The following is a 19,637-nucleotide window of genomic DNA, read 5'->3' on the forward strand; positions in this document are numbered from 1 at the left end:
ATACTTGGTATCTGCTGTTCCCGGCGTCCCCTGGGAAATAGTGAGGTGCTCTTACGGGAAGCCCTGGACGCGGCGCAAAAACCGGCACGGCCGTAACTTTTTTACGCCTGCCGGACCTGCGGTTCGAACCCTGCCGGGGTTGCCTGGCCTGTGTCTACAAGGGGTCCTGTGCCATCAAAAATGACAACCTGGGGGCTTTGCTGGAGAAAATCCTGGAGGCCGACGGGTTAATCATCGCCGCACCCACCTACCTTTTGGGCCCGGCAGGCATAGTCAAGCTGGTAACGGATCGGGCCCTCAGCCTCTCCCCCCACCTGGAAGAGCTGGCCGGTCGCACCAGGGTGGCCGCCACCATCAGTGTAGCCGGCAACAGAAAGTGGAACCCGCTGGGGGTAGAACTTCTAAACCTTTTCCCACTGGCCTACGGCTACCGGGTCATCGACTACCTGGAAGCGTATGCTCCCGGGCCGGGGGAGGTGCTGCTGGAACAGACAAACGTTGCCCGGGCCCGCGAGTTGGGCCGGCGGGTAGCCCGGGCCCTATCCGGAGAAATCGAGGCGCGTCCTCCGGAAGAGCAGCAATGCGGCAACTGCTACGGTCGCGCCTTTCGCCTCAGTGGGCAGGACAGGGTTACCTGTGTGGTATGTAATACCACAGGACGGCTGGTTCCAGATGAGAGCGGCCTGCGCTTCGTACCTGACCCGCCGGGCCCCCATGGCCATTTCTGGACGGCAGAACATCGCCGCCACCATCTGAATGACTGGATTGTTCCCAGCCGCGACCGTTATTTAGCCCGGCGGGAGCAGATCAAGAAACAGCTGACCAGGTATGAACGTAAGTGGAAGAGGTGATGCGCCTGGTTCAAAAAACCTAACAATTCCTGATACATTGTACCATTCCTTGTTAAGCGGCCTCCCCATGACCAGGTTTTCGCTCCTTTCCGGATTGGATTTGCCCGCCCCTGGGGGCAGGCTGCAGCGACAGGGAGACCTCGGCCCCGGGAGTCCCACCCGGACGGGAGATGGAAAAATCCTGCTCCAAACGGGCGCAAGGACGTGAGGCCCTTACGTGGACCGCCTGGAGGGAGGTTAACTCCGCCCCCCGCGACCTGTCAGGTACGGCCTACCGGTTTGTCCGAACACCGGCTAAACGGGGTCACCTACTCAGCAAAACCAGCTCCTTCAAGTCGTGCCAGACAGAATAAAACGATTCCTGCTTGTAACGGGTCAGCCCGTTGTGGACAAGAATCTTTTTGTCCAGCCACTTGAAGAGCCGCCTCACCTTTCGGGTCATCCCTTTTCCTTCCCCAGGTAAGGAATCTACCTTTCGGTTCAGCTTCTCTTTGACAGCTTGAATTTTTTGCTTCAGTTCACCGGTAATTCGTTCCTTGAAACCAATCGCCCGGCGGGCTATAGTTAATGCTGCAGCGTGGTGGATAATTACCCCGTACCGCTCCATGTACTTGTAATAGCCGATGGCGGACGTGTGCGCCGGCCAGACAAGTTTTATACCGACGCCTTCCCTGAATGCCCTCCGTACAACGGCCTCGACTATCTTCTTGAACGGAAAGTTGGCCGCCATGCGGTTGAATCTCCTGTCCGTGTCCAGCCGGTCCTTCCCGAAGTCCAGGTCCTCCAATGCGATGGGCTTGCCCAGAGCTTTTGCAATGTCCACCACCACTTTGGCCAGCACGCCTATTAAATATGTGCGCCGATACCCGCGGCTATAAGCTAGTTCAGGCACCTTGATGTAAAGAAAACCGTTCGGGTGTACTGTCACCTGAAACTCTCCGTCAAATTTGTGTAGGGCTTTCGGATATAGCACGTTGAAACCCTCATGCCAGGATTCGGGCTGACCGAAATAATTGACATTGGCCAGGGCCACACCGTCCGAGTTGGTATCCATCCCCAAGTAACCACGGTTGGGGTTGGTCACTAAAACGGGTGCTGTAACAACAAAGGTAATGTGTGCCCTGTACCGCCCATCTCTACCCCTGATCAGTTCCACAGTGTAGGGCGCGCCCGACAGTAGCAGTTCCCACACCTTCAACCGGTGCTTCTCCGGCAGCCAGAGCTTTCCCTCTACCCGGGGCGCCCTGGCCATCACCGGCCTGCCCTTCTTGTCTGTCCCTTTCTGCTCGGACAGGTGAGAAATGGTTACTGACAGGGAAAAATCTCCGTTCCGATAGCATATCTTGATGTTAGGGTTGCCGCCTTTGGTTTCGTCGCCGCGGGCAAAAAGCCGGTTCTGCCGGGCTTGCCTCCATTCTTCTTTTGTGGCTCTACCCTTACAGACTCGCTTCCACAAAGAACGGCCCCCAAAAACTACGGCAGATATGGTGCCGTTACTTTGATGGGTCTTCAGCTCATCCAGCTTATCACTCAGTTTTTTGACCCGCACTTTGCGGCCGCGTACGGCGCGTTTGGCTTTCTCGATTTTTACCGGGTCGTTTGCTTTAACCGCTTTGTCCAGGTCTTTTTCCGCCCGGCCAAGTTTCTTCCTGGCACGGGCCAGCTTCGTTTCCGTCTCTTCGATTTCCAATGCCAGAAGTTCCTTCTGCGATTCAATAACGGCCTTTGCCTTCAATACGGCATCGTCACAAAAACGGGAGTTTATGCTAAATAACCCCTGACCTTCCCTTTTGAGCTCTTTACGGGAACGGCCTTCCAGCAGCCGGTTGAACGCCCAGCGGGTACAGGCGCAAAAAAGGCGCATCTCTGTGTCCAGAGGCGTTTCGTCTTCCTTGCCGTAAAGGTCGGGATGATAGTCCCAGAATAAGGGGAACCATTCGCCGCATACGGTGTACTTTATGCCATCGTCAGATTCGGTAAGTTTCTTTTTGTTCTTTTCCCGTTTTTTCATCCCGCTCCACTCCCGCTATCAGCTCCCGAAACCCCTGCCTGACCTTCTTGCCTCCCCTGGCGCCGTACAAACGGGCCGAAAAGGTCGTGACTATGGCCAGAAGATCCCGGACCAACTCAGTATAAGCGTCCTCCGGCTCTTTTTCCGCGATGGTGATTATTTCTACGCCGCAGTACCTTAAATGGCGTTCGAATATACTCATAACCAAACCGGGCCAGCCGGTCGGGATATTCGATGATGAGCTTTTTATACTCGCCCTGCTCGGCCAGCTTGAGCACGTTGGCTAAACCGCGGCGCTTCTGGTTCAGGCCGCTGGCTACGTCCGTGAATTCCGCCCTGATGGTAAAACCGTTTTCCCGGGCGTACTGCCGCAACCGTTCCATCTGACGGTCCAGATTGCCCGCGTCGGCCTGCTTTTTTGTGGACACCCGAGCGTATAGCACAACTGTCTCTCGTCCGTCAGTCAATTGACCGGACTGCAGAAGCCTATTGAGTTCGTCCATAGAGTACCGGCGCTGGCCTCCGGGCAGACGGACGGGCTTGATTAAGCCGCGCTTTTCCCAGTTGCGCAGGCTGTTGGGGTGAACGCCTAATTTCTTTGCCGCTTTGTTGATGGTTAATAGTTCCATATTTTTATGGCAACTGTTTTGTTATGTTTTGTCAATATTTGTTGACCTGTTGGTAGCTGCTACAAACCTCCTTAACACGGTGCATTACCTCTTCCACTCTTTTAAAGAATGAAGCTTTTGGTTGATGTGATTAGCCAAGCCTATCTTTGGGCTGACATCAAAGAGCGCACCTTTTCGACAGAAATCCCCTGCACCCGCACCAGCTTGTTACGCCCGGCATGTCCGGTCACGATTTCCACCCGTGCCCTGGGCACTCCCAGCAGCCGGGCAAAAAAATCCCGGCAGGCTTCGTTGGCCTCCCCTTCCACCGGGGGCGCCGTTAAACGGACCTTCAGGGCGTCTTCAAAAATCCCGGCCAGTTCATTTCTGGCCGCCCGGGGCTGAACGCGCACTTTAAAGACCACTGCTCCCTTTTCTTCCCGCAGGAAGATCATCAACCCGTCACCCCATTAAACATACCGGTGCAAAATAACCGCCAGGCGGCCGCTTTTAGTGGTTCCCGTAACCCGGGTTACCTCCACCCGACCGCGTCCCCGGGCGGAAATTATGTCCCCTTCCCGCACCGGACGGGAAAGCTCACTGCAGACCTGCCAGTTCAGGCTAACCCGCTGGGCGGTAATCTCCCGGGCCATGCGTGTGCGGGAAGTGCCAAAACCGGCGGCGGCCACCACGTCCAGGCGCAGGGAAGGTACGGTGGCCTTGATTTCCCGGACCCGTCGGGGAGGAGGGCAGAGTTGCTCCCTGGCAATCTGGTGTACGGTCACGGGGATGCGGCCCACACGGGTAAGCTGGGACTGGATAAAGGGAGCTATTTCGCCGGTGACCACCACCTGGGCCTGGTCGTGATGCAGGAGGATGTCCCCAATTTTCCCCCGGCGCAAGCCGAGGGCCAGCAGAGCCCCAAGAAAATCCCTGTGGCTGAGTCCCTGATCTTCAAAGGAACCCTGGATGGACAAAAATGCCAGATCCCATTCCTCTTCCCGGGGATCGAGATAATCGGGATAAATAAGAATACGCACCCGCTCGGCACCGGGGTAACCACCATCACTTTGTACGGCCAGATCGGGCACTTTTTCCAAAGCCTTAAGCACCAGATTTGCATGATGGGGATCAAGGAAATCCGTTACCCGCGGTTGGCGGATACGCAAAACTCCCTGCACCAGGTCACAAACCCGGGCCAGCAGTTCTTTTTCCTCCTGGGTTTGGGCACGGGACAGCAGAAACTCTTTATCCAGCACACCCTCACTCCTTTAGACATGGAACCCTAACACCCGGATTACATTCAGCACCAGCTGGCGTAGTAATTCCAGGGCAAAGAAGGCTACCAGGGGTGAAAAATCCAGCATCCCCACGGGAGGGATAAAGCGCCTGAAGAAACCCAGAACCGGTTCGGTAATCTCATAAACAAAACGAATCAGTGGGTGGTAGGGGTTATGCCGCACAAAGGATAAGATGATACGGATAAAGATCAGCCAGTCATAAACCTGAAAGGCCACGTTAATAATGCGTTCCAGACTCATAATGCTCTCCTTTTATTTTAATGCACTGGACATTTCCCGGGAGCGACGGGTAGCTTCTTCCACCGCACGCATCATGGTTACGCGCAGTCCCCCTTCTTCCAGGGCATAGACACCGGCAATGGCCGTCCCCCCTGGCGTGGTAACCATGTTTTTCAGGCGGCCGGGATGCTCGCCGGTTTCTAAAACCATCCGGGCCGATCCCAGCATGGTCTGGGCGCTGAGTAAAAGAGCCACATCCCGGGGCAGGCCCACCCGTACTCCGGCGTCAGCCAGGGCCTCCAGAATAACATACATATAAGCAGGCCCGCTACCACTTAGACCCGTTACTGCGTCCATAAGCTCTTCCGGTACTTCCACCGCCCGACCGACGGCACTGAAAATAGCCATGGCCCGCTCCCGATCCCGGGCACCGGCGTGGGTACCGAGACACAGGGCACTGGCTCCGGATCCCAAAAGGCAGGGCGTGTTGGGCATTACGCGGATTACCGGCACCGGGTGGGTCAGAAAACTTTCCATGAACTGGATGGCAATACCGGCGGCAATGGAGATTAGAGTCTGATGGGGCTGGAACAGGGCTCCCGTCTCCTCCAGAACCTCTTCCACTACCTGAGGTTTGACTGCCAGAATAACCACATCCGATTCTTTTACCAGCTCACTGTTATTTGCTCTGGTATGTACACCCAGCTCCCGGTGCAAAAACTCCAGCCTTTCCCGGCGGGTATCGCTTACATACAGGTTTTGGGTCTGGACACCGCTTTTAATCAATCCTGTGAGCAAGGCCTGGGCCATGGCCCCGCCTCCCAGGCAACCAATTGTAAGCCCTGTTAATGGCAAAAGGAACACCCCCGTTACTGCTCTATCCAGGAGAAAATCCCCCGCTCCCCAAATTCTTTAATGTCGCCGGCTATATCCATATTACTGGGTACAAAGAGAAAAATGCCGTTACCTACCTTTTGCATGCTCCCGTTCAGGGCGTATGTAGCACCGCTGACAAAATCCACCACGCGCCTGGCCAGTTCGCTCTCAGCCCGCTCCAGATTAACCACCACCGGCCGGCGGTTTTTTAAATGCTCCGCTATGCTCTGTACGTCCTCAAAGGCCCTGGGTTCGGCCACAATGACCCGCACCTGGCGCTGGGCGTGTAAACTAAAGACCTGCCCTTTGCGCTTGACCTGGGGTACGGTTTCTTCATCCCGGAACCGTTCTTCCCGGAAGCGCTCCTTTTCCTCTTCTTCCACCGGCTCTTCTTCAAAGCCTATAAAACCAAGGACCTTATCCACCAGTTTTTTCGCCATGGTTATCCCTCCTTGGGTTTTGTCTTGGTCCAAAAATGGCGCTACCTACCCGAATTATATTTGCCCCTTCTTCTACAGCCACCGTAAAATCGTTGCTCATGCCCATAGACAGGAAATCCAGCGGTATCCCCGGCAGCTCCTGTTTCAACCAGCCGACCATTTGATACAATTCTCGAAAAACCGGCCTTACCTCTTCGGGATCCGGGACCAGGGGAGCAATGGTCATTAATCCACGCACGCAGATACCGGGAAGCTCCGCCACCCCGGCAATAAAGTTCCTCACCTCCGCGGGGGGTAAACCGTATTTGGTTTGTTCCCCGGATATATTTACCTGCACCAGCACTTCCACCGTTAAACCCTGTTCCTGTGCCCGGCGGCTGATTTCCCGGGCCAGGCGCCAGCTATCCAGGGAATGGATCAGCCGGACCTTATCCACAATATATTTAACCTTATTGGTTTGTAAATGGCCGATAAGGTGCCATTCCACATCAACCGGCAGCTGGGGGTGTTTGACCACCAGTTCCTGTACCCGGTTCTCCCCAAAGGCATTTATTCCTGCTGCCAGCGCTTCCCGCATAATGTCGACGGAAACATTTTTGGTCACTGCTACCAGCTTAACCGAGCCAGGATCCCGGCCGGCCTTTTTAGCCGCTTTTGTGACCTGCTCAATTACATGAGAAAGGTTTTCCCTGACTCCCAATATCTTTCCCCCCAGCTCTCATTCCAGCCTGTCTCCCTCCCGGACCCAGAAAGGGTTGGTCACATAACGGATACGGGTAGATAGACCCTGGCCGGAAATGACCACCCGTCCTGACGTTTCGCCCAGAACCTGAACGGGCATCCAGGTGGCCCGGCGCCGGGAAATAACATAGATACCGGGTTGCCCGCCCCGCTCCACAACCGCCCGGGGAGGAACCATAAAACCGGCCACTTCTCCCGCCACCAGCTCCAGCTGGACATGGCGCTGGTGGACCAGAACGCCTGGATAAGCGGGTAAAAGAAAGAGCATTTCCTCGCCGGTAATTTTCTCTAAACGCATACGTATCTGCTGTCCCTGCCACAGGGCAACCACTGACTGCCCGGTGGTCCACTTTGCGGGAATAGCTGGTTCCCATGGGATGCGACACCAGTACCACATCCCGGACAGGTTATCCACCAGCTTACCTACCGGCTGCCCTTTTTCCACCCGGTCACCCGTAGCGGGGGAAGAGGACTTTGCCCCCAGTTTTTCCACGGCTTCCATTTCTAATGCATTTCCAGGTCGTAAAACCCTTTCCATTCCATCAATATGGTTGCAAAAAACTCCCCCCCGGGGTGCATAGACAACCACCTTTTCCTCACCGGTACCGCTATTGACCAGCAGAACTTCGGCCACCGCCGCCCCGGCCCGCACCCGCTGCCCATCACCCACCAGCAACCTTAACTGACCCCGCCCGGGTGAAGATAACAGTTGCTCCTCTTTAATCAGCCAGCCGGAAGTGGTAATGGTGCGGGAAATTTGGCCCTCCTCCAACCATTCGATCTTGACCATGCGGCTCTCGACCAGGTACCAGGCCCGGTTGGCCAGCCACCAGAGGAAAAAAAGAACCACCAGGGAAAGAATAACCCGGGGGAAATATCTACTGTCCCTGAACAGGGAGATCAACCCCCGTCATGTGGCACCATCAAGCAGTGATACGTAACTTGTCCTATTCGACGGTTCACGGTACAAATCCTGCGATAAAAGCGCCGGGAACCGGGCGCCTGGTTAAAAAAATTAGTTCAGCTCCCGGCGTTCACCCGTGACCAGATAGATAACCGCTTCCCCGATGTTGGTAGCGTGATCGGCAATCCTTTCCAAATAGCGACTGACATAAAGAAGGTAGGCTGACTGCATCACCGTTTTGGGATTCTCCATCATGCCGTTGATCAGTTCCCGGAACACTTTGGCAAAGATATAATCCACTTCATCATCCAGGGCACACATCTCCCTGGCCTTTTGGACATCACCGTTAACATAGGCGTCCAGTCCATCTTTGACCATCTGCTGGGCCAGCCGTCCCATTTGGGGGATATATTCCAGGCATTTTACCGTCAAAGGCTGCCCGCTTAAACACATGGTGGCCCGGGCAATGTCCACCGCATGATCGGCCATCCGCTCCAGGCTCAAGAGGATTTTGATCCCGGTGATGGCCACCCGCAAATCCCGGGCAATGGGTTGCTGGGTGGCAATTAACTTGACGCATTTATCTTCAATTTCCAGATAAAGTTCGTCTATCATCTCATCGCCCATGATTACCTGGGCCGCCCCGGCCACGTCGAGCTTGACCAGGGATTGCACCGCATCATAAATGGCCTGTTCCACCAGACTGGCCATGCGCAGGATATCCTGCTGGAGCTCGGCCAGTGCTTTATCAAAGGAAGAACGGGGACTCACCGTCATCCCTCCCTAAAGAGTCGTTTGCTTTCATCCTATGCGCCACCAGTTACGGGGGACCGGCCAGAGCGAATTATTAACCGAACCGGCCGGTAATGTAATCTTCGGTTCGCTGATCTTTAGGACGGGTAAAGATTTCATCGGTCGTCCCCCATTCCACCAGTTCGCCGTTTAAAAAATAAGCGGTAATGTCTGAAACCCGGGCGGCCTGCTGCATATTATGGGTCACAATCACAATGGTGTAATCTTTTTTTAGCACCTGGATTAGTTCTTCTATTTTAAGGGTGGAAATGGGATCCAGAGCAGAACTGGGTTCGTCCATCAGTAACACTTCCGGTTCTACCGCCAGGAGACGGGCAATGCACAGGCGTTGCTGCTGGCCCCCGGAAAGGCCCAGGGCCGATTTAAATAAGCGGTCCTGCACCTCATCCCACAGGGCCGCGTCCCGCAGGCTCCTTTCCACAATTTCGTCCAACAGCCGTTTATTCTTGATACCGTGAACCCTTGGACCGTAAGCCACGTTATCATAAACCGACATGGGAAAGGGGTTCGGACGCTGGAAGACCATCCCGACCCGTTTGCGCAGGTAAACCACATCCACATCGGGGGCGTAGATATCCTGACCGTCCAGTAAAACCGTTCCCTCTATCCGTACTCCCTCAATAAGATCGTTCATCCGGTTTAAAGTACGCAAAAAGGTTGACTTACCGCAACCGGAAGGACCAATAAGGGCAGTGATTTTGTTGGCCTTTATGTCCAAATTAATATTTTTTAGGGCGTGAAAATCTTTATAATAAAGGTTCAGATCTTTAACGGCAATTTTTACGTAGTCCTCCATCGGGCACCCCCCTGAAAATATCCTCTCTTTTTATCATTGTGGCCCATTCTAACAAAGGAATGTTAATCGTGGTTAACAAAAAGGTTAATTTTTGATTAAGGAGACGCCGGTTCAGCCAGGGGCAGGGTGAAGTAAAACAAACTTCCCTTGCCAGGGGTGCTTTCCACCTCAATCTTGCCGCCATGGGCGCGGATAATATGTTTCACAATGGCTAGGCCGATGCCAAAACCCCCCAGTTCCCGGGAACGGGCCTTATCCACGCGGTAGAAACGTTCAAAAATACGGGGCAGGCTTTCGGCAGGAATGCCAATGCCCGTGTCTTCTACCTCTACCCGCAACTCATCCTCCAGCACCATGGCCCGAATGGTTATGCTACCCCGGGGCGGTGTATATTTAATGGCGTTGTCCAGCAAATTAATTAACACCTGAGCCAGCATATCGGGATCCCCATATACGCTGGGCAAATCCCGGGGCACTTCCAGGGAAAGGGTGAGCTCTTTCTCCTTTGCCTGCGGGCGAAACAGGGAGGCCACACGGTTGATGATGTCTACCATATTCACCGGCTGCCAGCGGTGCACCACCCGCCGTTCCTCAATCTTGGAGAGATCCAGCAAATCATCAACCAGGCGGCTCAGGCGTTCGGTTTCCTGGCCCATTATTTCCAAGAACTGGCGGGTAGTTTTAGGATCATTCATGGCCCCATCCAGAAGGGTTTCCAAAAAACCCTTGATGGAAGTGAGGGGAGTACGCAATTCATGGGAAACATTGGCCACAAACTCCGTGCGCATCTGTTCCAGCTTTTTGCGTTCGGTGACATCCCGCAGGACGACCACCACTCCCCCGGTTTCCCGTCCGGAGCCTTTTAAAGGGGTGGCATGGAGGCGGAAAATGCGGGGGTCGGGGCCGGCCCCGAAAATTTTCACTTCCTCGCTGGTGGGTTTTTGCGTCTCCAGCGCCTTGCACAAAAGGCGCTCCACGTCATAGTTGCGAATAACTCCCAGGATTTTTTTCCCAAGACAGGTTTCCTGCCGCAGGTCAAATATTTCCTGGACCACCGGGTTTATGAGCAGCACCCGCCCCTCCCGGTCCAGGGCAATTACCCCGTCGGCCATGCTGTCCAGAATGGCGCGGGCCCGGTTCCTTTCCTCGGTGATCAGGGCAATAGTGCTCCGCAGTTGACGGGCCATGTCATTAATGCTGCGGGCCAGTTCCCCTATTTCATCCTGTGTATAAATACGCAGTTCCCGGTCCAGGTTGCCCCGGGCCATATCCCTGGCCGCAGCAATGATTTCATTCAACGGTCCGATGACCCTTTGGTATAAAAGCCAGGCCAGTATTACCGATAGGGGCAGGATAATAAATAAAGCGCCGACCACGCTCAGTTTTTTAGCGGCATACAGTTGCAAAAGGGCAAAAAAGATGACCATTAAGAAAAAATAACTGACCACCGGCCGCCAGGAAATACCCCGCAGGAAATTAAGCTTCACCCCTTAAGGCACCTCCCGGAAGCGATAACCCACCCCACGCACCGTTTCAATATACTGGGGCGCGTTAGGCACCTGTTCCAGCTTTTGACGGATATGACGGATATGCACATCCACCGTCCGGGAGTCCCCGGCATAATCGTAACCCCAGATTTGTTCCAGCAGGTATTCACGGGAAAAAACTTTTCCCGGCTCACTGGCCAGAAAACGCAGCAATTCAAATTCCTTTGGGGTTAGGTCCTGCTTAATGCCGTCCACGGTAACCAGGAAACGATCCTGGTCAATCACCAGCCGCCCGCGAACCAGCCTTCCCCCCGAGGGGCGAGCACCCCTGCCTTCGCCTTCCACGGACGCCCGGCGCAACCGGGCTTTGACCCGCGCCACCAGCTCCCGCGGGCTAAAAGGCTTGGTCACGTAGTCGTCGGCTCCCATTTCCAGACCCAGGACCTTATCCAGCTCCTCCCCCCGGGCACTGATCATGATCACCGGAATATGCCGGGTTTCGGCCTCCTGTTGTAAGGCGCGACAGACCGCCAGGCCATCCTGTCCCGGTAACATGACATCCAGGAGGATCAGGTCGGGCCGCTGGGAGCGCGCCATTTCGATGGCGGTATTCCCGTCAGTGGCGGCTATTACCTGGTAACCTTCCTTTTCCAGGTTATAGCGGATCAACTCCACAATATGCTCTTCATCATCCACAACCAGGATTTTAGCCATTTATTCGCCTCCTTTAAGCGACCGGTTAAGTTAACATGATCAGAGCCGCCATCCTCCCGGTACGGCCGCCACTCCCCCGGTAGGAAAAAAAGAGGTCCTGCCGGCAACAGGTGCACACACCAGCTACAAAAATGTTTTCCGGCCCAAGGCCAGCTTCCACCAGAACGCGCCGGTTAGCCTCCCAAAGATCCAGCTGCCATTTGCCGGACGGATTAGGAACAAATAGATCCTGCCAGAAGGGAAAGTGATCTTTAAACCGGTCAACTACGGGAGCATCCACTTCATAGCAACAGGGTCCAATGGAGGGGCCAATACCAGCCAGACAATCCCCGGGGCGGCTGCCAAAGAACCGGCCCATGGCCTCCACCGTTTTGGCCGCAATGCCAAGGTACGTCCCCTTCCAACCGGCATGGGCCAGACCCACCACCCGCCGGACCGGATCCAGAAGGAAAACCGGCACGCAATCGGCATAGTAGCTGGACAGGGGTACCAGGGGTTCCCCGGTAATCAGGGCATCGGTGGCGGGCAGGGCATCTTCCGCCGTCCGGGCCCCCCGGCCGCGGTGAGCCTTCCCGACCACCGCCACCCGGTCCCCGTGGACCTGCTGGCCGGCCACCAGGTGTCCGGGGTTCATTTCTAAAGCCCGGCAGGCCCGCTCCCGGTTGGTCAGCACATGGGCCTGGTCATCACCCACATGAAAGGCCATATTTAAAGTAGCGTATTCCCCGGTGCTGACACCGCCATGACGGGTGGTAAAGCCATGGCTCACCAAACCGGTGTCCAGGAAGGCTTCCCAGAGCAGGTACTTAACCGTCCCTCCTTCTTTCCACAGGTAGCCGGGCACGGAAATCAATCCCTCCCAAAAAATCGGGAAAATCCCCGATTACACCATAATTATATCGGTACGCCTTGTTTTAGGCAATGTATTTAACTGGCCTGCTTTTGAATGGATGCCAGCAGGGCGTTCAAATGGTCCAGCTGTTCCACAATCTCCTGGTAATGCCCCCTGCCCAGACCACTGGCCAGCACATCCTGCAAACGGGCCGCCACCGCGGCATAGGCCCGGCGCAACTCCTCCTCGCCAACCGGTGAAGCCGGGGTAAGCTGCACTTCTTCCTCAAGCACGGGAATGTGCACGGAATAACCGTAACGGCGGGCAATATCCTGCGCCAGAACATTCATGGAAGAAGGTTCCCCGTGCACCAGGAAAACCCGGGTAGGGGGTTTTTGCAAGTGTCCCAACCATTCCAGCAATTCTTCTTTATCCGCATGGGCAGAAAAACTATCGATACTTCTGATGGCAGCCCGTACGGCCACTTCTTCCCCGTGAATGCGCACGTATTTTGCCCCGTCTTTTATCTTGCGGCCCTTGGTTCCAGGAGCCTGGTAACCAACAAAAAGAACGGTGCATTCGGGACGCCACAGGTTGTGGCGCAGGTGGTGCTTGATCCGGCCGGCCTCGCACATGCCGCTGGCCGCTATGATGATGGCCCCGCTTTTAATTTTATTTAAAGCCATGGATTCTTCGGTGGTGCGGGTAAACTCCAGACCGGCCATGCTCAGGGGATTATTCCCCCGGGCTATAAGTTCCCGGGTCTCCTGGTCAAAATAAGGGGTATACTTTTTGAAAACTTCCGTGGCCGCCACGGCCATGGGGCTGTCAATATAAATCTTCATGGGCGGGAAACGGTTATTGATGATCAGGAGATTGAGATCATAAATCAAATCCTGGGTGCGTTCCACGGCAAAAGCGGGAATGATTAAATTGCCGCCCTTGCGATAGGTCTCCCAGACAACATCGTGGAGTAAATTTAAATGATCTCCCTGGTCCGGGTGCAGGCGGTCGCCATAGGTGGACTCGATGAACACATAATCGGCATGGTCGATGGACGAGGGATCTTTAAGGAAGGGCTTGTTCTTTTTCCCTAAATCGCCGGTAAAAACCAGTTTAGTTTCTTGCTGCCCCTCCCTCACCGTAAGCTCCACCATGGCCGAGCCAAGGATGTGTCCCGCTTCCAAAAAGCGTACGCTGATCTCTTTGGTAAGATTCACCGTCTGGCCGTAATCGACTGGTTGAAAAAAATTCATGGCCCGGTTGGCGTCTTCAACGTTATAAATTGGTTCTATGAGCGGACGGTTGGCCCGGGCAGCCTTGCGGTTAAGCCTTTCTACCTCCATTTCCTGGATATGCCCGCTGTCGGGCAACATGACTGCACAGAGATCAATGGTAGCCGGGGTGGCCAGCACCTTGCCCCGAAAACCATGTTTCACCAGCTTGGGAATTAAGCCGCTGTGATCAATATGGGCGTGGGTAAGCAAAACGTAATCTATGCTAAGGGGTGACACAGGGAAAGGCCGGTAGTTGCGCTCCCTTAACGCCCGCGGCCCCTGAAACATGCCGCAATCCACCATCAACCGGTTGGGCCCCACTTCTAAAAGGTAGCAGGAGCCCGTAACCGTTTGGGCAGCTCCCAGAAAACGAACGCGCATGTAACCCCTCCTAATTACTGCAACTTAGATTTTTATTAATTCCCTTTCAACGAGGACAATCCCTTCTAACACAGTGAAAAAGGTCTTCCTTGACAGGTGCCGGTCCGCGGCGTAAGCTAAAAATAGCCGGGAAGTCCCGGCTGTGAATGGGGAAAGGGGTGTTACGGAATGCCTATTTATGAATTTCGCTGCAACACCTGCGGTCACCGCTTTGAAAAATTATGCTCACTGGGAGAAAGTGGTGAGCATCAGGTATGCCCGGTATGCCAGGCCACCGGCGCAAACCGGGTGATGAGCAGCTTTGCCTCCCTGGGCAACCGGGATGCCGGCGGTAGCAGCAGTGGTGGCAGCAGCTGCGGCGGGTGCGCCGGGAAAAGCTGCGCTACCTGCGGACATTGAAAAAGGGGTTTTCAAACCCCTTTTTCGCTATATGGGGGCCGGAATTCCGTCCATTATCCAATCCTACCCCATGAAGCGATGACCACCCGGCCGCAGGCAAGGGAGGCGGGTACATCAATAATGCGCTGGTTGCTGGAACCGCGGAAGGGCAGTGCCGGATCCCTTTTTTCCTGGATATAGGGACCGTCCACAATATAATCGGAAAGCTCCAGAAGCTCTTTTACCGCCCCATCCCTTTTGGCGAGCTCAAGGAGTTCCTCCCAGGTATAGCCCGTATAAGTAGTCACATCCCGGCCCAGGGCGCGAACCTGCCGGGCCAGATAAGCCAGGGCACCGGCCTGGGCAAAGGGCTCGCCCCCGGAAAGGGTTATCCCTTTTAAAAGGGGGTTTTTCTTTACCATGGCCAGAACTTCTTCCACCTCAACCGAGGTACCTCCGGCCGGATCCCAGGTATGGGGATTATGGCAGCCAGGACAGCGATGGGGGCAACCCTGGGCAAAGACCACCAGCCGCAGGCCCGGCCCGTCCACCACACTTTCCTTAATTATCCCGGCTACACGTAACAGCATAAATACCTCTCCTCGATAAAGCATCTAACTCAAGCTGTGGGGCAAACGGTCGTTTAATTCCGCCACCTTGCTATCGTTGAAGCGGTCCACGGTGGAAAGGTAACCGGTAATCCGCCGCACCCGCCGGATGGCTGCCGACCCGCAACGGGGGCAGTTGTTTTCGTTGATTACGCCCATTAAGTTGCAGCTGGTACAGAAATCCACCGGGAAATTAATGGCCGCATAACCCATATCGCTGGCCGCCATGTGGCGGATAAGCGCTTCCACCGCCTCGGGGTTATGTACCGGCGGTGAGGCCATTTCCACATAGCTGATATGCCCGGCATTGCAGTATTTATGATAGGGCCCCTCCAGGCTGATCTTCTCAAAGCTGTTGATGGGATAGTATACCGGAATATGGAAGGAGTTGGTGTAGTATTCCCGGTCCGTCACCCCGGGAATAATTCCGAACTCCCGCTGGTCTATCTGCACAAAGCGCCCGGAAAGACCTTCAGCCGGCGTGGCCAGCAGTGTATAGTTCAGGTCATATTCCTCGCAGGCCTCATCAATACGCCGGCGCATAAAGGCCACGATCTCCTGCCCCAGGGCCTGGGATTCCTCGCTTTGGCCGTGATGCCGCCCGGTTAAAGCCACCAGGGCTTCGGCCAGGCCGATAAAACCAACTGCCAGGGTGCCGTTGACAATGGCCGGCTCGATACAATCGTCCTCCTTCAGCCCCTCCGAACCCAGGTAAATACCCTGCCCCATGACAAAGGGCATGTCCTTGACCTTGAGCCTGGCCTGCACCCGGAAACGATGGTAAAGCTGCCTGATTGCCAGGTCCATAACCTCCGACAAAAGCCCATAGAACCGCTTGAGATTTCGCTCGGCCTTTATGCCCAGCCGGGGCAGGTTGATGGTGGTGAAGGACAGGTTCCCCCTACCCGGCGTGACCTCCGGGCCCCGCCTGTTGGCCATCACCCGGCTGCGGCAGCCCATATAGGCCACCTGATCCCCGTAAGGACGGTTGAAAGAAGAATCCATAAAGGCAAAGGAAGGATTCAGCCGTTTGCTGGCTACCCGAATGGCTAACTGGAACAAATCATAATTCGGATCCCCGGGTTCAAAGTTGACCCCCTTCTGTACACGGAAAATGATATTGGGGAAAATGGGGTTTTCTCCCCGTCCCAGCCCGGCTTCGTAGGCTAAAAGCAAGTTGCGGGTTACCTTGCGCCCGGCCTCGGAAGTATCGGTGCCCAGGTTGATGCTGGAAAACGGCACCTGGCTCCCCGCCCGGGAGTGCATGGAGTTGAGGTTGTACACCAGGGCTTCCATGGCCTGGAATGTCTCGTTCTCATCGGCATCTTCCACAAAAGGAGCCATTTGCCGGTCAAAAAAGGGGAAGGACTGTCCGCCGAACATATCGTTCTGTGAACTCTGCAAAATGATTGCCGCCAGGGCCGTGGCCGAAGTGGGCCGTTTCGGGGGCCGGATATACCCGTGACCGGTATTAAAGCCTTCGGTTAAGAGCCTGTCCAGGGGCAGCTGCAGGCAGTTCAAGGTTTTGGCGTACCAGTCAAGATCGTGAATGTGGATGTCTCCCCGCATATGGGCATTGGAAAAATCCTCGTCCAGAAGGCGGGTGAGATAATACTTCTTGCTGGCTGCGCTGGCAATCTGCAACATTTTGGCCGAGGGGGAATTGCCCACATTGGCATTTTCCCGGTTGGTTTCCGCCAGGATTTCCCCCACCGCATCCATTAAATCACCCTTGGCTTCCCGGATGCGGGTCCGTTTGTCCCGGTAGAGGATGTAGGCCTTGGCCGTGCGGGCATGACCGGCTTCAATGAGCACCTTTTCCACCACGTCCTGGACATCTTCCACGCCGAAGACCTGGCCGTTGTACTTCTTCTTAAGCATCTTGAGGACCTCAATGGTGAGCTCCATGGCCGTCTGGCGGTCCTCACCCCCTACCGCCCGGGCGGCCTTAAAGATGGCATCAGTAATTTTGGTCTCATCAAAGGGCACTTCCCGCCCATCCCGTTTGCGGATAACCTTGAACAAGTCGGTAGCCTCCTCTAACTAAGGTCTGGATAACATCCGGCGGTCCTAGCTTTTTATGTAAAAGATCTAGCGTTACAATTCCAGCTGCTATAACTTAAAGCTAAACTTTTACGGCGTTTCGGATAAGCGCTGGATTTCCCGCAAAAATTCCTGCACATCCCGGAACTCCCGGTATACTGAAGCAAAGCGCACATAAGCTACTTCATCCAGGACACGCAGCCGTTCCATAATCATTTCGCCGATTTGCCGGCTGGAAACCTCCAGCTCCGCTGTGCTGCGCAATGTTCGCTCCACCTCGTCCACCAGGGCCTCCAGGGTGACCATGGACACGGGACGCTTTTGACAGGCCTTCACCAGCCCGGCCAGAAGTTTATTGCGGTTAAAAACCTCCCGCCGGCCGTCCTTTTTTACCACCACCAGGGGAAGCTCATCCACCCGCTCGTAGGTGGTAAACCGCCGGGCGCATCCCGCGCATTCCCTCCGGCGGCGGATGGAATACCCGTCCTCCGCCGAGCGGGAATCCAGCACCCGGCTTTCCGAAAAACCGCAAAAGGGACAGCGCACGCTGCTTCACCACTCTTTCCCACCACAGGCCCTGGGGATAAAGCATCACTTTTCTTCACATATATAGTACAGCTGGCTCAGACATTATACTATATATAGGGGCAAAACAAAAACATGAAAAGGGTACCCCTCGCGAAACCATAAACGATTTCCTCCTTCTTTGTCCGCCAGAGGCACCCTTTTCATATTTTTTCCGCTGCGGGTGATGCTTGTCCTATTTTTTAGTCCAGAACGAGACTACCTGGACAAGACACGGGTAGTTTCGGAGGTTCTTAGAAATAACGTTCTTTCCCGTTGCCCGGAAAACCACCTTCGGGCCGCACGTCGGTAACATCCCGCAGATCGATTAGAATTACATCCAGGCCGATTTTTTTAATTTTGTGCCAGGGAACCACAATTTCCTCTTCCCGACCAAATAACCCTAAAAGGCGATTTCCCTGACCGGGGAGAATAATGGCGCTGATGCGCCCCTGTTCCAGGTCAATGTCAATATCCTTAATCGGCCCCATACGGCGCCCGTCGGCAATGTTAATTACTTCCCGCATGCGTAAATCTGATACCTTTACCATCGCCTGCACCCCCTGGGATATTATATGCCGCCAGAAGAGCAGGCTGAACCGCCAGGTTAAGGCGGAAATAAATATCAGCAGTTACTCCGCAGTTCGGCTACTCCAGAAACGATCCAACCAGCCCTGCACACCGGCGAAGAAGTCCAGAATGCGGAAGCGAAATTCCACGGGCGTGCCGTCGGAGGAATTCGCTCTTAATACGACACCCTCGTCTTCACCGGCCCGGTGGACGGGAGCCAGGGTGGCTACGGCGGGGGGCCCGGTCCATTTAAAAGCCGGCTGCGCTTTTGAACCCGTCGCGGCATCCAGTTCCCCTTCTCTGCTTTCATCCGCCGGGGACAAAGGTTTTTGCTCCGGCTTTTTTTCAGCCGGATCATGCTTCACCCCGGGGTCCGGCCGGGGCGGGTTTTCCCGTTCGCCGGCACAAGGTCCGGCAGAATTGTGAAGCTCTACAAAACATAGGGGCGGGAACAACACGCACCACCAGTTCGCCCCGGCACCCCGGCCGATGACCACCCTCACCGCTTCATATTCACCGGCGGGCAGGGTCAGGTCATGAACTTCTCCCGGGTTGGCATTAGCCACGCGATAGGTTTTCGCCGGAAACCGGTAGTGACCCAGGGAAACGGTGACAGGGTAATCCGCCCCGGCATTGCGGATTGCCTGCCTGGCTAGTTGCTCCATGTAATCCAGGTTGGCCCGGGCGATGATCCTGGCTTCTTCAATATTGCGGGCCTGCTGGAAGCTAGGGGTCATGGCCTGGATAAGCACATCCCGCACCCGGTATTTCAGCGCCTGGTCGGCAGGCGAGTCACTGTTGGCAATGACATGGAAGCGGATCAGGTGATCGGGACGGTAAGGGTTAACCATGGCAGCCCTGTGCCAGCCCCAGCCAGCCAGCAGCGCCACCGCCAGCACGCCCGCAACCCAAAAGCCGATCCGCCTTTGCGAGAGCATTTTCTCGTTCCCCCATTACTTAACTTGCAAAATATTTGTTCTACCCCTAGTTTTACCCGTATTTCGACAACTTAAACCTGAAGTAATGGAGGCACAGAAAAGCGAAAGCGCCGGTAAGTTTTGTCCCCCGGGAGCGGCCAGAAGGGACAACACCGGCGGCAGAAAGAAACGTCAAAAACAAAACCTATAGTAAATGTTCAGTAAAACCGCTTTGTTACTACAAAGGCACGGCGTTGTTTATAACGAACGATTTTGCGGAACGCCGGTAACAACACCCGGTGAACC

At 55.1% G+C, this 19,637-nt stretch carries 23 protein-coding genes; 2 read left to right on the forward strand and 21 right to left on the reverse strand.

The features are described 5' to 3' along the window. Positions 1-143 precede the first annotated feature (143 nt). Positions 144-851 carry a flavodoxin family protein gene (locus D7024_RS10915; protein ID WP_243113854.1) on the forward strand — a complete coding sequence of 236 codons (708 nt, stop codon included), beginning with the start codon at positions 144-146 and terminating at the stop codon, positions 849-851. Between the two features lie 304 nt (positions 852-1,155). Here D7024_RS10915 and D7024_RS10920 read toward each other — a convergent pair whose 3' ends face one another. From D7024_RS10920 to D7024_RS10990, 16 genes are all read right to left on the reverse strand, one after another. Next, positions 1,156-2,862: an IS200/IS605 family element transposase accessory protein TnpB gene (locus D7024_RS10920; RefSeq protein WP_121451835.1), complete on the reverse strand. Its 1,707-nt coding sequence runs from the start codon at positions 2,860-2,862 to the stop codon at positions 1,156-1,158. Further along, positions 2,819-2,977, reverse strand: coding sequence for a hypothetical protein (locus tag D7024_RS15215; RefSeq protein WP_243113760.1), 159 nt, complete (start codon positions 2,975-2,977; stop codon positions 2,819-2,821). The genes D7024_RS10920 and D7024_RS15215 overlap by 44 nt, the downstream gene beginning before the upstream one ends. Position 2,978: 1 nt before the next feature. Continuing rightward, a complete protein-coding gene (locus D7024_RS10925) occupies positions 2,979-3,491 on the reverse strand; it encodes an IS607 family transposase (protein ID WP_243113761.1) in 513 nt (170 codons plus the stop codon). Between the two features lie 140 nt (positions 3,492-3,631). Next, a complete protein-coding gene (locus D7024_RS10930; protein WP_121451836.1) occupies positions 3,632-3,925 on the reverse strand; it encodes a DUF167 domain-containing protein in 294 nt (97 codons plus the stop codon). Between the two features lie 15 nt (positions 3,926-3,940). Then, complete coding sequence (locus tag D7024_RS10935; RefSeq protein WP_121451837.1) at positions 3,941-4,729, reverse strand: YlmH family RNA-binding protein; 789 nt, start codon at positions 4,727-4,729, stop codon at positions 3,941-3,943. 12 nt (positions 4,730-4,741) lie between these two features. Further along, positions 4,742-5,011: a YggT family protein gene (locus tag D7024_RS10940; protein WP_121451838.1), complete on the reverse strand. Its 270-nt coding sequence runs from the start codon at positions 5,009-5,011 to the stop codon at positions 4,742-4,744. 12 nt (positions 5,012-5,023) lie between these two features. Continuing rightward, complete coding sequence (gene proC, locus D7024_RS10945) at positions 5,024-5,854, reverse strand: pyrroline-5-carboxylate reductase (RefSeq protein ID WP_341466980.1); 831 nt, start codon at positions 5,852-5,854, stop codon at positions 5,024-5,026. 5 nt (positions 5,855-5,859) lie between these two features. Continuing rightward, positions 5,860-6,306, reverse strand: a complete 447-nt coding sequence (locus D7024_RS10950; protein ID WP_121451840.1) for a cell division protein SepF — start codon at positions 6,304-6,306, stop codon at positions 5,860-5,862. After that, positions 6,284-7,006, reverse strand: coding sequence for a YggS family pyridoxal phosphate-dependent enzyme (locus D7024_RS10955; protein WP_121451841.1), 723 nt, complete (start codon positions 7,004-7,006; stop codon positions 6,284-6,286). The genes D7024_RS10950 and D7024_RS10955 overlap by 23 nt, the downstream gene beginning before the upstream one ends. An 18-nt stretch (positions 7,007-7,024) precedes the next feature. Beyond that, positions 7,025-7,951: a biotin/lipoyl attachment domain-containing protein gene (locus D7024_RS10960; protein WP_121451842.1), complete on the reverse strand. Its 927-nt coding sequence runs from the start codon at positions 7,949-7,951 to the stop codon at positions 7,025-7,027. Positions 7,952-8,062: 111 nt separating this feature from the next. Then, positions 8,063-8,722, reverse strand: coding sequence for a phosphate signaling complex protein PhoU (gene phoU / locus D7024_RS10965; RefSeq protein ID WP_121451843.1), 660 nt, complete (start codon positions 8,720-8,722; stop codon positions 8,063-8,065). 76 nt (positions 8,723-8,798) lie between these two features. Then, entirely contained in the window at positions 8,799-9,560 is a 762-nt protein-coding gene (gene pstB / locus D7024_RS10970) for a phosphate ABC transporter ATP-binding protein PstB (protein WP_121451844.1), read from the reverse strand. A 95-nt stretch (positions 9,561-9,655) separates the two neighbouring features. After that, positions 9,656-11,047 (reverse strand): two-component system histidine kinase PnpS, encoded by a 1,392-nt coding sequence (gene pnpS / locus D7024_RS10975; RefSeq protein WP_121451845.1) that lies wholly within the window; start codon positions 11,045-11,047, stop codon positions 9,656-9,658. A 3-nt stretch (positions 11,048-11,050) separates the two neighbouring features. Next, entirely contained in the window at positions 11,051-11,761 is a 711-nt protein-coding gene (locus D7024_RS10980; protein ID WP_121451846.1) for a response regulator, read from the reverse strand. A 25-nt stretch (positions 11,762-11,786) separates the two neighbouring features. After that, positions 11,787-12,605 carry a peptidoglycan editing factor PgeF gene (gene pgeF / locus D7024_RS10985; protein ID WP_121452548.1) on the reverse strand — a complete coding sequence of 273 codons (819 nt, stop codon included), beginning with the start codon at positions 12,603-12,605 and terminating at the stop codon, positions 11,787-11,789. An 83-nt stretch (positions 12,606-12,688) separates the two neighbouring features. After that, a complete protein-coding gene (locus tag D7024_RS10990) occupies positions 12,689-14,251 on the reverse strand; it encodes an MBL fold metallo-hydrolase RNA specificity domain-containing protein (RefSeq protein ID WP_121451847.1) in 1,563 nt (520 codons plus the stop codon). A 168-nt stretch (positions 14,252-14,419) separates the two neighbouring features. Here D7024_RS10990 and D7024_RS10995 point away from each other — a divergent pair, with 168 nt between their 5' ends. After that, positions 14,420-14,650 carry an FmdB family zinc ribbon protein gene (locus D7024_RS10995; RefSeq protein WP_121451848.1) on the forward strand — a complete coding sequence of 77 codons (231 nt, stop codon included), beginning with the start codon at positions 14,420-14,422 and terminating at the stop codon, positions 14,648-14,650. Between the two features lie 53 nt (positions 14,651-14,703). On the opposite strand, the gene nrdG is transcribed toward D7024_RS10995, so the two are convergent. From nrdG to spoIIR, 5 genes are all read right to left on the reverse strand, one after another. Further along, positions 14,704-15,219: an anaerobic ribonucleoside-triphosphate reductase activating protein gene (nrdG, locus tag D7024_RS11000; protein ID WP_121451849.1), complete on the reverse strand. Its 516-nt coding sequence runs from the start codon at positions 15,217-15,219 to the stop codon at positions 14,704-14,706. 24 nt (positions 15,220-15,243) lie between these two features. After that, complete coding sequence (nrdD, locus tag D7024_RS11005) at positions 15,244-17,262, reverse strand: anaerobic ribonucleoside-triphosphate reductase (protein WP_121451850.1); 2,019 nt, start codon at positions 17,260-17,262, stop codon at positions 15,244-15,246. A 108-nt stretch (positions 17,263-17,370) separates the two neighbouring features. Next, a complete protein-coding gene (nrdR, locus tag D7024_RS11010) occupies positions 17,371-17,826 on the reverse strand; it encodes a transcriptional regulator NrdR (protein WP_121451851.1) in 456 nt (151 codons plus the stop codon). Positions 17,827-18,098: 272 nt separating this feature from the next. After that, a complete protein-coding gene (locus D7024_RS11015; protein ID WP_121451852.1) occupies positions 18,099-18,395 on the reverse strand; it encodes a YlmC/YmxH family sporulation protein in 297 nt (98 codons plus the stop codon). A gap of 81 nt (positions 18,396-18,476) precedes the next feature. Next, the gene (gene spoIIR / locus D7024_RS11020; RefSeq protein ID WP_121451853.1) at positions 18,477-19,352 is read right to left on the reverse strand and encodes a stage II sporulation protein R; all 876 of its coding nucleotides are present in this window, start codon (positions 19,350-19,352) and stop codon (positions 18,477-18,479) included. Between the last annotated feature and the right edge of the window lie 285 nt (positions 19,353-19,637).

Origin of the sequence: Desulfofundulus salinus (genome assembly GCF_003627965.1) — a bacterium.
GTDB classification, from domain to species: Bacteria; Bacillota; Desulfotomaculia; order Desulfotomaculales; family Desulfovirgulaceae; genus Desulfofundulus; species Desulfofundulus salinus.

Bases quoted from the DNA above. Each gene is read 5' to 3' on its own strand.
- D7024_RS10920 (WP_121451835.1), bottom strand. From the start codon at position 2,862: ATGAAAAAACGGGAAAAGAACAAAAAGAAACTTACCGAATCTGACGAT.
- D7024_RS10925 (WP_243113761.1), bottom strand. From the start codon at position 3,491: ATGGAACTATTAACCATCAACAAAGCGGCAAAGAAATTAGGCGTTCAC.
- D7024_RS10930 (WP_121451836.1), bottom strand. From the start codon at position 3,925: ATGATCTTCCTGCGGGAAGAAAAGGGAGCAGTGGTCTTTAAAGTGCGC.
- D7024_RS10940 (WP_121451838.1), bottom strand. From the start codon at position 5,011: ATGAGTCTGGAACGCATTATTAACGTGGCCTTTCAGGTTTATGACTGG.
- D7024_RS10950 (WP_121451840.1), bottom strand. From the start codon at position 6,306: ATGGCGAAAAAACTGGTGGATAAGGTCCTTGGTTTTATAGGCTTTGAA.
- pstB (WP_121451844.1), bottom strand. From the start codon at position 9,560: ATGGAGGACTACGTAAAAATTGCCGTTAAAGATCTGAACCTTTATTAT.
- D7024_RS10980 (WP_121451846.1), bottom strand. From the start codon at position 11,761: ATGGCTAAAATCCTGGTTGTGGATGATGAAGAGCATATTGTGGAGTTG.
- D7024_RS10990 (WP_121451847.1), bottom strand. From the start codon at position 14,251: ATGCGCGTTCGTTTTCTGGGAGCTGCCCAAACGGTTACGGGCTCCTGC.
- D7024_RS10995 (WP_121451848.1), top strand. From the start codon at position 14,420: ATGCCTATTTATGAATTTCGCTGCAACACCTGCGGTCACCGCTTTGAA.
- nrdG (WP_121451849.1), bottom strand. From the start codon at position 15,219: ATGCTGTTACGTGTAGCCGGGATAATTAAGGAAAGTGTGGTGGACGGG.
- D7024_RS11015 (WP_121451852.1), bottom strand. From the start codon at position 18,395: ATGGTAAAGGTATCAGATTTACGCATGCGGGAAGTAATTAACATTGCC.
- spoIIR (WP_121451853.1), bottom strand. From the start codon at position 19,352: ATGCTCTCGCAAAGGCGGATCGGCTTTTGGGTTGCGGGCGTGCTGGCG.